This window comes from Ruegeria sp. BC2, from assembly GCF_056539245.1.
This window is the reverse complement of record NZ_JBQFUQ010000001.1, coordinates 665,966-678,358: the sequence shown is the minus strand read 5'-3', so window position 1 is coordinate 678,358 and position 12,393 is coordinate 665,966. Positions and strand designations below refer to the sequence as shown.

At 58.7% G+C, this 12,393-nt stretch carries 13 protein-coding genes; 7 read left to right on the top strand and 6 right to left on the bottom strand.

Annotated features, from left to right (window positions below; translation table 11 throughout):
* Positions 1 to 89: 89 nt before the first annotated feature.
* Complete coding sequence (locus ACR0CU_RS03305) at positions 90 to 1,190, top strand: LacI family DNA-binding transcriptional regulator (RefSeq protein WP_254436530.1); 1,101 nt, start codon at positions 90 to 92, stop codon at positions 1,188 to 1,190.
* Positions 1,191 to 1,200: 10 nt separating this feature from the next.
* The gene (locus tag ACR0CU_RS03300) at positions 1,201 to 2,838 is read left to right on the top strand and encodes a GMC family oxidoreductase (protein WP_170445239.1); all 1,638 of its coding nucleotides are present in this window, start codon (positions 1,201 to 1,203) and stop codon (positions 2,836 to 2,838) included.
* Positions 2,839 to 2,986: 148 nt separating this feature from the next.
* Here ACR0CU_RS03300 and ACR0CU_RS03295 read toward each other — a convergent pair whose 3' ends face one another.
* Positions 2,987 to 3,298 (bottom strand): cupin domain-containing protein, encoded by a 312-nt coding sequence (locus ACR0CU_RS03295; protein WP_170445236.1) that lies wholly within the window; start codon positions 3,296 to 3,298, stop codon positions 2,987 to 2,989.
* Between the two features lie 35 nt (positions 3,299 to 3,333).
* A complete protein-coding gene (locus tag ACR0CU_RS03290) occupies positions 3,334 to 4,014 on the bottom strand; it encodes a GntR family transcriptional regulator (protein WP_170445233.1) in 681 nt (226 codons plus the stop codon).
* Positions 4,015 to 4,274: 260 nt separating this feature from the next.
* Here ACR0CU_RS03290 and ACR0CU_RS03285 point away from each other — a divergent pair, with 260 nt between their 5' ends.
* The 4 genes from ACR0CU_RS03285 to ACR0CU_RS03270 all read left to right on the top strand — a co-directional run bounded on the left by ACR0CU_RS03285 (position 4,275) and on the right by ACR0CU_RS03270 (position 7,988).
* Entirely contained in the window at positions 4,275 to 5,060 is a 786-nt protein-coding gene (locus tag ACR0CU_RS03285) for an SDR family NAD(P)-dependent oxidoreductase (protein WP_170445230.1), read from the top strand.
* Positions 5,061 to 5,111: 51 nt separating this feature from the next.
* On the top strand, positions 5,112 to 6,095 hold the full coding sequence (locus ACR0CU_RS03280; protein ID WP_093961689.1) for a TRAP transporter substrate-binding protein: 984 nt from the start codon (positions 5,112 to 5,114) through the stop codon (positions 6,093 to 6,095).
* Positions 6,096 to 6,209: 114 nt separating this feature from the next.
* Positions 6,210 to 6,698, top strand: a complete 489-nt coding sequence (locus ACR0CU_RS03275) for a TRAP transporter small permease (protein ID WP_244952395.1) — start codon at positions 6,210 to 6,212, stop codon at positions 6,696 to 6,698.
* Positions 6,699 to 6,707: 9 nt separating this feature from the next.
* Positions 6,708 to 7,988: a TRAP transporter large permease gene (locus ACR0CU_RS03270; protein WP_170339264.1), complete on the top strand. Its 1,281-nt coding sequence runs from the start codon at positions 6,708 to 6,710 to the stop codon at positions 7,986 to 7,988.
* 181 nt (positions 7,989 to 8,169) lie between these two features.
* On the opposite strand, the gene ACR0CU_RS03265 is transcribed toward ACR0CU_RS03270, so the two are convergent.
* The gene (locus tag ACR0CU_RS03265; RefSeq protein ID WP_170445227.1) at positions 8,170 to 9,426 is read right to left on the bottom strand and encodes an NADH:flavin oxidoreductase/NADH oxidase family protein; all 1,257 of its coding nucleotides are present in this window, start codon (positions 9,424 to 9,426) and stop codon (positions 8,170 to 8,172) included.
* 66 nt (positions 9,427 to 9,492) lie between these two features.
* Here ACR0CU_RS03265 and ACR0CU_RS03260 point away from each other — a divergent pair, with 66 nt between their 5' ends.
* Positions 9,493 to 9,855, top strand: a complete 363-nt coding sequence (locus ACR0CU_RS03260; RefSeq protein ID WP_170445224.1) for a MerR family transcriptional regulator — start codon at positions 9,493 to 9,495, stop codon at positions 9,853 to 9,855.
* A gap of 51 nt (positions 9,856 to 9,906) precedes the next feature.
* Here ACR0CU_RS03260 and ACR0CU_RS03255 read toward each other — a convergent pair whose 3' ends face one another.
* From ACR0CU_RS03255 to ACR0CU_RS03245, 3 genes are read right to left on the bottom strand one after another with little or no spacing between them, the layout of a single operon-like run.
* On the bottom strand, positions 9,907 to 10,638 hold the full coding sequence (locus ACR0CU_RS03255) for a proteasome-type protease (RefSeq protein ID WP_170366850.1): 732 nt from the start codon (positions 10,636 to 10,638) through the stop codon (positions 9,907 to 9,909).
* An 11-nt stretch (positions 10,639 to 10,649) separates the two neighbouring features.
* Positions 10,650 to 11,447, bottom strand: coding sequence for a transglutaminase family protein (locus tag ACR0CU_RS03250; protein WP_170450445.1), 798 nt, complete (start codon positions 11,445 to 11,447; stop codon positions 10,650 to 10,652).
* Positions 11,448 to 11,450: 3 nt separating this feature from the next.
* Positions 11,451 to 12,392, bottom strand: coding sequence for an alpha-E domain-containing protein (locus ACR0CU_RS03245; RefSeq protein WP_480642450.1), 942 nt, complete (start codon positions 12,390 to 12,392; stop codon positions 11,451 to 11,453).
* Between the last annotated feature and the right edge of the window lies 1 nt (position 12,393).

The following is a 12,393-nucleotide window of genomic DNA, read 5'->3' as shown; positions in this document are numbered from 1 at the left end:
TCAACACTAATATTAATTATCACCTACTAATATTAGTTGCGCACCCTCCGCATAGTCGATAAAAAGGATGCGAACAAAAAGGTTGAGCGATGAACGATCAAGCGAACAAAGCCGGGCAGCACAGGGGTGTAGGACGAGTCGCGGGCCGGCAGCGCGTGACGATGCACGACATTGCGCGCGTCGCCGGGTGTTCGCAGACGACAGTATCGCTGGTTCTCAACAAGAATGATTCCGTCAAGATCTCCGAGGATACCAAGCAACGGGTCCTGGATGCCGCCAACACGCTTGGATACGCCATGCCCTCTCAACTCAGGAAACCCCAGGACAGCGCGCGCCGGCCCGCGGCGCTGGACGGAACCATAGCTTTCGTCGTGGATGATCTGGCGTCGAGCCCCGAGATGGTGAACGCGTTCAACGGGGTAAAACAGGCCGTTCGGGACACCGGAAACCTTGTGTTGCTGGCCGAAACACAAAACGACCCCGAGGTCGAGCCCAGAACGCTGAGGTATTTCCTCGACCAACAGGTTGCAGGCATCATCTACGCGACCGTTTTTACGCGGCGGGTGGTCGTGCCGGAGATCCTCAGGCAGACGGCCACTCCGGTTCTGCTGTTGAACTGCTTTTGCGACGACCTCTCTTTTCCTGCGGTGATCCCCGGCGAAGTCGCTGCCGGACATACGGCGACCAACGCCCTGATCAAGGCCGGGCACAAACGAATTGCCACCATCACCGGCGAGCCGTTCATGGAATGCGCCGCCGGGCGTACGACCGGGTACAGAAACGCCCTGGCTTCCGCCGACATCCCATTTGACGAGGATTTGGTCATCGAGGGCAACTGGCTGCCCAGCGCAGGCTACGCCGCCACGCGCGAATTGATGGACCTGCCCTCTCCGCCAACCGCCATTTTCTGCCAGAATGACCGCATGGCCATCGGCTGCTATGAGGCTCTCAAGGAACTTGGCCTGTCCATCCCCGAGGACATTTCAGTCATCGGATTTGACGATGACGAAACCGCGCGGCACCTGTCGCCGCCCCTGACGTCGATGATCCTTCCCACCCGGGCGATGGGACGCTGGGTCGTCGAACAGCTGTTCCATGGACCGACGGACGGTCAGCGGCATCCACTCGTGAAGCTGGAATGCGAACTGGTCGAGCGCGACTCGATCAGCGAGCCCAAACGCCGGACCTGAAGGCGAAATCATGACGGAAACCTTCGATCACATCGTCATCGGCGGCGGCTCGGCCGGCGCCGCGGTAGCAGCGCGGCTGGTCAACAAAGGCAAGTGCAGGGTTCTGGTGCTGGAGGCGGGGCATTCGCATCGCCATCCACTGCTGGACATGCCGCCGGGTATCTTCAAGATGATCAACGGGTCCAAGTTCATGACCTACCACCAGACCGAACCGCAGGGCCACCTGGACGGCCGCGTGCATGACATTCCGCAGGCCAACGTTCTGGGCGGCGGGTCGTCGGTGAATGCGCAGGTCTATATGCGCGGTCGACCTTCTGACTATGACGCATGGAACGACCTGCTGCGACAGACCAACGACGGCGTCGGTTGGGGATGGGATGATGTGCTGCCTTATTTCCGCAGGATGGAAGGCAACAACAGGCTGCACAACGACCTGCATGGCAGCGACGGTCCGGTGCAGGTCTCGGATCCGGGGCATATCGACGACATGTCCCGTTGGTTCGTTCAGTCGGTGCAAGCCCTTGGCGAACCATTCAACACGGACTTCAACGGCGCATCGCAGCGCGGCGTCGGGTTCTATCAGTTCACCAATCGCGCCGGGAAGCGCAGCTCGTCAGCTTACGCTTTCCTCGCTCCACTTGAGGCGAACCCGAATTTGACCGTCCGGTTGGGCGCAAAGGTCAGCAAAGTCATCATCGAAAACGACCGGGCCGTCGGCGTGCAGTATCGAGACAAACGCGGGTCCCACACCGTCCGATGTGATGGTGAGGTTGTGCTTGCGGCTGGCGCCCTCGTCACGCCGAAAATTCTAATGCTGTCGGGTATCGGACCGGATGCACATCTTGCTGAACACGATATTCCCGTGGTCTGCCCATTGCCCGGGGTCGGCCAAAACCTGATCGACCACCCCGAAGTTCCGATCACCGCCTTTGCCAACGGCCCCTACGGATATTTCAAACAAGGTGAGGGCTGGCGGATGCTGCGCAACGGCATCCAGTTCAAGCTGTTCGGCAGCGGCCCGGTGACTTCGGCCGGGGTAGAAGCCGGCGCGTTCGTCAATCCGTCGAACCCTGATGGAGAACCGACCATTCAGGCATTTTGCGTTCCCATCGTCTATCTGGATCGCGACGCGCTTGACGAGGTGCAAGATGACTTTGGCCTGACCGTCACGACTGTCGTGGTCAAACCGAAATCACGCGGAGAGGTTCGGCTTCGCTCGGCAGACCCCGACGCCATGCCAGTAGTTTCGCCGAATCTTCTGAAGCATGAAGACGACATGCAGGAGATGATCCTGGGGCAGCGTTTCTTTCGTCGAGCATTCACCTCGGGCCCGCTTGCACAAAGGATCCGCGAAATCGTGATTCCGACGGCGGACGACGACCAGACGCTGCGAGCACATTGCAAACGGTTCGTGAAAACCAACTATCACCCGGCGGGCACGGCCAGAATGGGCCGGGACGGTGATGGAATGGCCGTGTTGGACCCCAGAATGCGCGTGCGCGGAATCGAGGGCTTGCGGGTGTGCGACATGTCCGCCGTGCCGGACATCAACGCAGGCAACACAAACGCACCCGCCATGATTCTGGGCGAACGATGCGCTGACCTGATCCTTGGCATTGGATCAGCACGCGAGGACCGCAATTCCTAGCCCAAGCTGCGGGGCCGCTGCCTGTTGATCCGATATCCGGCGCGATGACATGCCCCCTGCCCGGCCCGTTTTGCCACAAAACAGGTTACCCGGCCTCATGGGGTCAAAGTAATCGCGGGCCACGGCAAGAGCGCTCGCGGAATGCGCCTTACAGAAAGTCGTCCCGCCTGGGCGTGAAACAGTCGATCAACTCTCCGGCCGCCAGGCAAACACAACCATGGCTAACGCCGGACGGAATGATCAGGCTGTCACCGGGCCCCAGCTCTCGCTCCTGATCTCCGATGACGAAATTGAACCGCCCGGACCGCACAAATGTCGACTGCACATGCGGGTGGTCGTGCAGCGCGCCTTCGGCACCTTCTTCAAACCGGAAGGACACCATCATGAGGTCTTCGTGATCTGCCAAAACCTGGCGCGTGACGCCCGGGGCGGGCGACATAATCGGATAGCTATTGGTCATGATGCAGTGTCCTCGGTCAGGTGGCGGCGTTCATTTCACTCGAAATACTCGGCATGTTTCGCGTGAACCTCTTCGATGGTCTTGTCGATACGGCCCAGATGACGGCGAATGGTTTCGCTCGCCACCGCCTCGTCGCGGTCTGCAAGCGCCTTGGCCAGCGCCACATGATCCCGAACCAGAGTCTCGGCCTCGCTCTCGCGCCCAAGGCTCAGAACGCACAGGCGGTCGATCTTTCTTTTGCATTCCTGAATCGTGTCAAAGGCCAGCGGGTTGCCGCTCAGCTCGCATATCAACCGATGAAAGTCATAGTCGAGTTGATGAAACTCTTCGGCCTCGTTCCTTGAAACCACGTCTTTCTGCCGCTTGAGGTTGTCTTCCAGCAACTTCGAGTACTCGGGCCTCCAGACCTGGCATGCAGCGCGCACCACCTCCAACTCGACGGCCAGGCGAACAAAGCGTGCATGACCGATCCGTTCCATTGAAAAGCTGCGGACCCGAGTGGCTTTCTGAGGACGGATCAGCAGCAAATCCTGCGCCTCGAGCCTGTTGAAAGCATCGCGGACCGGCTGCCTGGACACCTCAAACTTCTTTGCGATGTCTGCTTCGGACAGTTTCGTCCCCGGCAGAATTTCAAGCGAAACGATCGCCTCGTACAGGCTCTCATAAACGATGTCAGTGGTTGTGCGCCGCTCGATCTTGTCCGTAATAATTTGCATTTCTTGCCTTTTTTCTGCGCATGACCAACTCGGGTGGTTTTCCGTGGCTCGAGGCCCCTCCCTCGATACTCCTCAATGTAACTCCAGCCAATTATTTTGGCACGCGCCGTGCGATGCCCTTTGTGACCCTCAAACAAAGTTGTTGACAATACTAGTATCCTAGTCGACTAAAATACGCAATACTGCTTCATGCCGGTTCGAACTCAAATATCGGAACGGGCGCGCCGGCAGGCTGACCGGGGATCCAAAGGGACAAGAGAATGACCGAATTGAACGCTGAACAGATTGGCCTGAACCGGGACCTTGCAGGGAAGGTTGCGATCGTGACCGGCGGCGGACGGGACATCGGCCGTGCCTGCGTTCTGAAAATGGCCGAGGCCGGAGCGTCGGTCGCAATCAACTATCACAGCTCATCTACGGGTGCAGTGTCGGCGGTCCAGGAGATAACGGCTGCCGGCGGCCAGGCGATTGCCGTACAGGGCGACATGACGTCTGGCGCAGATGTGGACAGGCTGGTCTCAGAAACGATTGCCGCTTTCGGGCCCCGGATCGACATTCTTGTCCACGTGACCGGAGGGTTGGTGGCCCGAAAGACCCTGTCCGATATGGACATGGACCACTGGCGTTACGTTATGGACCTGAACACCACTTCTTTTGCCCGCGCCGTTCAGTCGGTGTTGCCGCACATGAAAAAAGGCGGCGCGATCGTCGGGTTCGCCAGTCAGGCGGGTCGTGACGGCGGTGGTCCGGGCGCGGTCGCCTATGCGGCCTCGAAGGGGGCGGTCATGACGATGACACGTGGGCTGGCCAAGGAACTGGGGCCCGAGATCCGGATCAATTCGGTTTGCCCGGGCATGATCGACACAGACTTCCACAATGTCTTCACCAAGACCGAAGTCCGCACCAACGTGGCCAGCGCCACACCGCTGAAACGCGAAGGCACGTCCGAGGATGTGGCAAACCTCGTCGCGTTTCTGGCCTCGGACGCCGCCGCTTTCATTACGGGCGCGAACATCGACATCAACGGAGGCCTGCTCTTTTCATAGCCGGCTCCGACCGATCACCAAAAACATCTGTCTGCTTCTAGGGAGGAAAGCATGAACACCAAACTTACAAAAACACTGATCGGCGCCGCAGCCATGGTCGTCATGACCGGCAGCGCATCTTTGGCCGAGGATTGGCGCGGGTGGAACATCCACGCAGACGGCTACCCGAATACTGTCGCGATGGACAAATTCGCCGAACTGGTCACCGAAAAGACCGGCGGTGAAATCAACCTGCAAATGTTCCACGGCGGCACATTGGGCAGCCAGCCCGATGCGGTCGAACAGGTCCGCGCTGGCGCCTTGGAGGTCGGAAATTTCAACCTGGGTCCGATTGGCCCGATTGTCGCCGAGGCAAATGTCGTTTCATTGCCCTTCATCTTCAAGGACGTCCCACACATGTTCCGCGTTCTGGACAGCGAGGGCGGTGCCGCGATCGCGGCCGGTATGGCAGCCAAGGGATTGACCCCGCTTGCCTGGTATGACGCCGGCGCCCGATCCTTCTACAACGGGACCAAGCCGATCAATACCCCGGCCGATGTCCAGGGCATGAAAGTGCGGGTCATGAACAACGATCTGTTCACCGGCATGATTGCCGAACTTGGCGGCAACCCCTCGCCCATGGCCTTCGCCGAGGTTTATCAGGCCCTGAAGACCGGGGTCGTCGATGGCGCCGAGAACAACTGGCCGTCCTACGAGTCGACCGGCCATTTCGAGGTTGCCGGCTATTACTCGCTGTCCCAGCACCTGATCATCCCTGAATGCGTGTGCGTCAACACCGACAAATTCAACGCCTTGTCGCCCGAACTACAGGCCGCAGTCAGAGAGGCGGCGCAAGAGTCCGCCGAGTTGCAGCGGCAATTGTGGGCCGAGCGTGAAGCGGCCAGCCGCGCGGCGGTCGAGGCTGCGGGTGTGGTAGTGAACGAAGTGGCCGACAAAGCGCCGTTCCAGGCCGCGATGGCCCCGGTCTACGAGGCCTATTTCGCAACCAACCCTGACCTCCGCCCATTGGTTGAAACCATCCAGGCGACCGAGTGATCGAACCGTATCGGATCTGATACAGTCCGGCCATGCCAATGCGGGGCCGGACATCTGATCAAGAGTTTCAGGCTTATGAGCAATACATCTCCGCCCCCGTCCTCAGTGCGCACTATGGTCCGGATCCTCGACCGCATCGCCGATGCATGCCGGATCGTGACCGGTGTCGCGCTGGTCGTGGTCACCATCATATTCGGCTGGCTCGTCTTCGGCCGCTACGTCCTGAACGCAACGCCAACGTGGGTCGAGCAGGTCGCCCTGCTGCTAGTCATGACGATCGCGTTCATCGGAGCGGCTGTCGGTGTGCACGACAACACGCATTTGTCCGTGTCTCTCGTGCGCTCGGCCGTTCCGCGACGAGTCAGGACGGCTCTGGTCGTTTGCACGGATGTGATCATGGCCGGATTCGGTGCTCTGATGCTGGTGTTCGGGGCGCGGCTTACGATGTTCAAATGGGGGTCGCTCATCCCCTTGATCCAGGTTCCAGAAGGCTTGCGGTCATTGCCCCTGACCATTGGCGGGGGCCTTATCCTTGTGTTTTCCGTTGGTCACCTGATCCGCCTCTGCGTCGGTTTTGACGAGCGAAAAGACAGCATCGAATAGAGGCGGATCATGGGAATTCTTCTTTTGCTTGGCGTCTTCGCCCTGTGTGTACTGATCGGAACACCCGTGGCATTCGCCTTGGGCATTGCCGCCATCTCGGCCTTCTGGTTCGAAGGTTTGCCGCTGATGATCGGGTTCCAGCGGATCATCTCGGGCATCAACGTTTTCTCGTTGATGGCAATCCCGTTTTTCATCTTCGCCGGCGAACTGATGTTCCACGGCGGGATCGCCATGCGTCTGGTGCGGTTCGCGTCAGCCGCGGTCGGCGCCGTTCGTGGGGGCTTGGGCATCGTGAATGTGTTTTCGTCGATGTTGTTTGGTGGAATTTCCGGATCGGCCATCGCCGACATATCTGCTCTCGGCTCAATTCTTGTTCCCGTGATGAAAGAGAAAGGCTACGACGCGGATTATGCGGTCAATGTGACGGTCACATCGTCGATCGCAGGGATCATCATCCCTCCCAGCCACAACATGATCATCTTCGCCATAGCAGCGGGGGGCGGCATTTCGATCTCGAAGCTTTTCCTCGCGGGTGTAGTTCCGGGCGTGTTGATGTGCCTCTGCCTAGCCGTCGCCGCGTATCTTGTTGCGGTGCGCCGAGGGTATCAGGCCGAAACCTTTCCGGGCTGGAAGGCTCTGGTCATCAGCTTTCTCAGCGCGATCCCCGGGCTGCTGACAGCCGTGATCATCGTCGGAGGTGTCCTGTCAGGCATCTTCACGGTCACCGAATCCGGGGCGTTCGGCGCCATCTATGCCTTTGTCGTCACGCTCGTGGTCTACCGGAGCATCACCTGGGACAAGTTCTGCATCGCGGTTGCGTCGGCCGTACGTACGACGGCCATGGTCATGATCCTGATCGCCTGCGCGGGCGCCTTTGCCTACATGCTGACCTTCTACAGAGTGCCGGACAAAACGGTGGATCTGCTGACAGGCCTGACGGAAAACCCGATCCTTATCCTGCTGATGATCAATGCGGTTTTGTTGCTTCTGGGTATGATCATGGACATGGCGGCCCTGATCCTGATCTGCACGCCGATCTTCCTGCCGGTTGCCAACAGCCTTGGCATTGATCCCCTGCAGTTCGGAATGATCTTGCTGGTGAATCTAGGCCTGGGACTGTGCACCCCTCCGGTTGGCTCCTGCCTGTTTGTCGGCTGCGCCGTTGGCAAACTGCCGATGGAAAAGGCGGTTCGGACGATATGGCCCTTTTACCTGGCAATTCTGGTTGCTCTGATGCTGATCACCTTTGTGCCCGCGATCTCGCTGACCCTGCCAGGGTTGCTTGGTTAGAAGCGGCGAGCAGGCAAAAATTCGGGCGCAACCTGCGTAAGGTTGCGCCCATTTCCAACTCTGGCGGCAACGGCAGAAACACCTGCGGTCGGTGCCGGAAGCCAAGCGTCAAAGGCGCCGCCACACGGTGATTACCCGCACAAACGCCGTTGGCTCCCTGCTTTAGGCTTCCCTGACCACATCATGCCCGGGCATCGCGCCAGGAACGGTATCGTTTCGTCCATCGCTTCGCCCGCATCTGATTTCGCATCAGCGCGAGAAATGCCGAGTGAGGTACTTTCGGTGGCTTGCCATTTGCCAGTCGTTCAAGCTGGAAATACGCCAGCACCATCGAGGCGAACCCCGCCAGCCTTTTGTTTTTCCAAGACACTTCCGGGATATTGACCGACTCTGATTTGCCATTCCGCCAGTTTTCGACAAGATCAGGTTCAAACGCCATCGCGCGAGCCACTCCCAGAACCGAGACGCCAATCCCGCCCCTGTTGTTGGCCAATGCATCCTCGGCAACAGCCCGAGAGCGAATGCCGCCGGTCACCATGATCGGCATTTTCGCGTCAGCAGCGATCTCCCGCGCGAAGTCTACAAAATAGGCTTCGCGCCGGGCCGTGCTGGTGCCATCCTCCTGCCTGCCCTGCATGGCCGGACTCTCATAGGAACCGCCGGACAATTCGACCAGATCAATAGCCATATCGCCAAGTTGGTTGACCACCCATTTGGCATCATCCTGCCCAAATCCACCTTTCTGAAAATCAGCCGAGTTCAGCTTCACCGAAACGGTAAAACTCCTGGACACGCTGGCCCGGATCGCGCGAACGACCTCAAAAAGGAAGCGCGCCCTATTCTCCAAAGAGCCGCCCCAATGGTCGGTACGGCGATTGGTCAAGGGTGATAGAAACTGGCTGATAAGATAGCCGTGGGCGGCATGTATCTGAACGCCGTCAAATCCTGCTTCTTCGGCCAACGCGGCTGTTCGAGCAAAACGGGCAATCAGGTCTTGGATTTCGGCCTCGGTCAGGGCCCGCGGCGGGTTGAAATTTTTGGACATGCCGGGGATCTCGACCGGAACGTCGGACGCCGACACCGTTTCTTCTCCCAGGCTCGCCAGGACCTGACGACCGGGATGATTGATCTGCAACCAGATTGCTCCGCCGCGCGTCTGCCCTGCCTCGGCCCATTCCCGGAAAGGCGCAAGATCGGTTCCGTCTTCCAGAACCACGCTGGCGGGGCCGGACAGCGCATCAGCCGAGACCATTACATTTCCAGTAATCAACAAGCCCGCGCCGCCCGCGGCCCAGCGGCGATAAAGCCGGTGAATTTTCTCGTCTGGCACCTGCCCGAAAGCCGCCAGGCTTTCTTCCATTGCAGCTTTTGCCAGACGGTTTCTGAGAACCGCGCCGTTTGGCAATGTGAGCGGTTCAAACAGCGGTGAAACAGTCATCTTGGGATCCTTTTCTTCTCGATCCCAGGTGATATAAACCTTCGACAATGGTTGAAGGTCAAGGGCATGAAGATCGGAAAATTGGCAGAATCCACGGGCGTGTCAGCGTCAAGCATTCGGTTCTACGAAAAACACGGCCTGATCCCACCGCCCGAGCGTCTGGAGAACGGTTATCGCGACTATCCCGACGCAATGATTTCGCGCATCAAGACCATCGCAATGAGCAAGTCGCTTGGCTTTTCTCTGTCGGAAATCAAGCGCTTCCTACCGGAAGACCCGGAAAACACCATCCCGCGGCCCGAGGTGATCGCGAACCTAAGAAGCAAGTTGGCCGATGTGGATCAAAAGATCAAAGACCTGCACGGGATTCGCCGCGACCTGGAACAGATGATCGCCTATCTGAGTGACCCGGAGTCAAATGGCTGCTGAGGGTTTGGCAGCCTGAAACCTGCGCCCAGCAGGAGCACAAGAATTCGCTCGTCAGGCTTCGTATGCCGGAAGCTTTGACAGGGCGGCCTTCAGCGCATCGCCCCACCCTTCGGATATTGTCCGAAAGTACTGATCGTCGGGCTCGAACCTTGAACGCGTGCCGGCCGTAAGGCTGTCTTCCTCATAAAGCAGCAGATCAAGCGGTGCGCCGACGGACAGATTGGCCTTGATCGTTGAATCGAAACTGACCAGCAACAGCTTGACCGTTTCGGAAAAGCTCATGTCCGGATCAAACGCGCGTACCAGTATGGGGCGGCCGTACTTCGTCTCACCGATCTGAAAGAACGGGGTATCCTCACCGGCCTCGATGAAATTGCCCTCGGGATAGATCAGAAACAGGCGCGACGGGCCGCCTTTGATCTGCCCCCCCAGGATCAGGGTCGCGTGAAAGGCGCTGTCTGCCTGTTGGCCCGCTCGGGAATGCCCCTCAATGACGTCGTTCAGCGTTGCCGCAACCAATTGGGCGACCTGAAACATCGTCGGCGCCTCAAGGATCGACGGCGACCGGTCTTCCGGGGCTTTTGTACGTTCTTCCAGCAGGCTTATGGTGGCTTGGGTGGTCGCCAAGTTGCCGGCCGTCAACAAGGTGATCGAACGGTCGCCTTCAACGGTCCAATTGAACATCTTGTTGAAGGTGGACACGTTGTCGACACCTGCATTCGTGCGCGTGTCAGACATGAAAACCAGTCCGCGGTTCAGCCGCATGCCCACAGCATAGGTCATCAGGTTCTCCGTTACTGCTGTGCGACCTGCAATTGAACCGTCAACTGCTCGCCCGCTGCCCCAATTCTGTTTCCTATTACCGGGGCCGCCTGGGCATAGTCCAGACCGGTTGCGACACGCACGTATCTGTCATCGGGTGAAATCCCGTTGGACACGTCAAATCCAACCCACCCAAGCCCGTCCAGATGAACTTCGGCCCACGCGTGGGTGGCATCTTGCAATTCGGTTTCGTTCATCATCAGGTAACCCGAGACATAGCGGGCCGGCACACCGATCTTCCGCGCACAGGTGATGAACACATGCGCATGGTCCTGGCACACGCCGCGCCCGGCCTTGAGAGCGTCTTCTGCGCTCCAGTCCGGGTGCGAGCCTCCCACTTCGTAGGAGACCTGAGCCCGAACGCTTTCGGACAGGGCATGCATCCGCTCAAGCGGCTCACCATCCGGCAAAGCGGCAATCACGTCTGCAACCCCCTTGCCCGGCGTTGTCAAAGGCGTGCTCCGCTGAAAAAGCCACAACGGCGTCGAGCCCTCGTGACGTCCCAACACCCCATGCGTGTCTTCAACCTCGACAAAACCTTCGGAGATCAATGAGATGCTTTGGGTATTCGCTTCGAAACTGATCAGTTCCACCGTGTTGCGATGGTAGTCCTCAAAGCTCAACTCTTTGCGCCCCCCGGTCACTTCGGTGCTCCAAGAGAGGATATTCTGATTGCGGAAGGATTTGGGCGTCTTTCTCAGCTGCTGCAGGCCAAAGGGAACCGGCGCGTCGAAATCGTATCGTGTCTCGTGGCGAATATGCAGTTTCATTGGTCACTCATAGAACCGGTAATCAACTTCAATCTGGCGGCTCAAGTCTCCGAGATCTTTCAAAAAGTCCTGAATGTACTCGTGCAGCCCAAGGTCAAAGATATCGGAAATCTGCCGGTCGAGGTACTTCTCGGACAGCGCATTGGCCGCCGTAACCGACGGCCCCGCAAAGCCATAGTCTTTGCTGAGATAAGAAAGGTTCTCTTGGATTTTCCTGCAGCAGAAATGCAGGCTGCGGGGCATCCGCTGATCAAGGATCAGAAACTGTGCAATTTCCGACGGCCGGGTATTCTGGCCGTGGGTCATGCGATAGCCACCACCCGCACCCACGGACCGCAGGATGCTTTCCCATTGGATGTTGTCCAGTGACGAGCCGACTGAAAAGGCCGTGGGCAGAAGGACATAGTACTTAACGTCCAGGATGCGCCCGGTATTGTCGGCCCGCTCGACAAAGGTGCCGATCCGGGTGAAGTCGAAAATATCGTTGCGCAGCATGGTCCCCAGCGTTGCGCCACGAACCAGAGCCGCCTGTTGACGAATAAGCTCCAGCGTCCCCGGCAGGTCTCTCTCGTTCACGCGGCGCTTCATGGCTTGATCAATCTGCATCCATGTGGCGTTCACCGCGCTCCAGACATCATGGGTCAATGCGGTTCGAACAAGGCGCGCGTTGTCTCGCGCCTGCTTGATGACGGACTTGATCGAGGATGGGTTGTCGACATCTCGCAACATCCAATCCACGGCATTGTCTTTTGAAATCTCATCATATTTGGCGCTGTAACCACCGAAAACGCCGGCGGTTTTCAGAACCGAGCCCCATTCCGCATCGGAATTCTTGGTCCGGGTCAGCGCCATCCTCTGACCTGTTTCAAGCAATCTGGCCGTGTTTTCCGCCCTCTCAAGATACCGGGACATCCAGAACAAACCGCCAGCAGTTTTTCCCAGCATG

Excerpts from the sequence above, each read along its gene's own strand:
- ACR0CU_RS03280 (WP_093961689.1), top strand. The coding sequence starts at position 5,112 with ATGAACACCAAACTTACAAAAACACTGATCGGCGCCGCAGCCATGGTC.
- ACR0CU_RS03295 (WP_170445236.1), bottom strand. The coding sequence starts at position 3,298 with ATGACCAATAGCTATCCGATTATGTCGCCCGCCCCGGGCGTCACGCGC.
- ACR0CU_RS03245 (WP_480642450.1), bottom strand. The coding sequence starts at position 12,392 with ATGCTGGGAAAAACTGCTGGCGGTTTGTTCTGGATGTCCCGGTATCTT.
- ACR0CU_RS03260 (WP_170445224.1), top strand. The coding sequence starts at position 9,493 with ATGAAGATCGGAAAATTGGCAGAATCCACGGGCGTGTCAGCGTCAAGC.
- ACR0CU_RS03305 (WP_254436530.1), top strand. The coding sequence starts at position 90 with ATGAACGATCAAGCGAACAAAGCCGGGCAGCACAGGGGTGTAGGACGA.
- ACR0CU_RS03265 (WP_170445227.1), bottom strand. The coding sequence starts at position 9,426 with ATGACTGTTTCACCGCTGTTTGAACCGCTCACATTGCCAAACGGCGCG.
- ACR0CU_RS03275 (WP_244952395.1), top strand. The coding sequence starts at position 6,210 with ATGGTCCGGATCCTCGACCGCATCGCCGATGCATGCCGGATCGTGACC.
- ACR0CU_RS03290 (WP_170445233.1), bottom strand. The coding sequence starts at position 4,014 with ATGCAAATTATTACGGACAAGATCGAGCGGCGCACAACCACTGACATC.
- ACR0CU_RS03300 (WP_170445239.1), top strand. The coding sequence starts at position 1,201 with ATGACGGAAACCTTCGATCACATCGTCATCGGCGGCGGCTCGGCCGGC.
- ACR0CU_RS03285 (WP_170445230.1), top strand. The coding sequence starts at position 4,275 with ATGACCGAATTGAACGCTGAACAGATTGGCCTGAACCGGGACCTTGCA.
- ACR0CU_RS03270 (WP_170339264.1), top strand. The coding sequence starts at position 6,708 with ATGGGAATTCTTCTTTTGCTTGGCGTCTTCGCCCTGTGTGTACTGATC.
- ACR0CU_RS03255 (WP_170366850.1), bottom strand. The coding sequence starts at position 10,638 with ATGACCTATGCTGTGGGCATGCGGCTGAACCGCGGACTGGTTTTCATG.
- ACR0CU_RS03250 (WP_170450445.1), bottom strand. The coding sequence starts at position 11,447 with ATGAAACTGCATATTCGCCACGAGACACGATACGATTTCGACGCGCCG.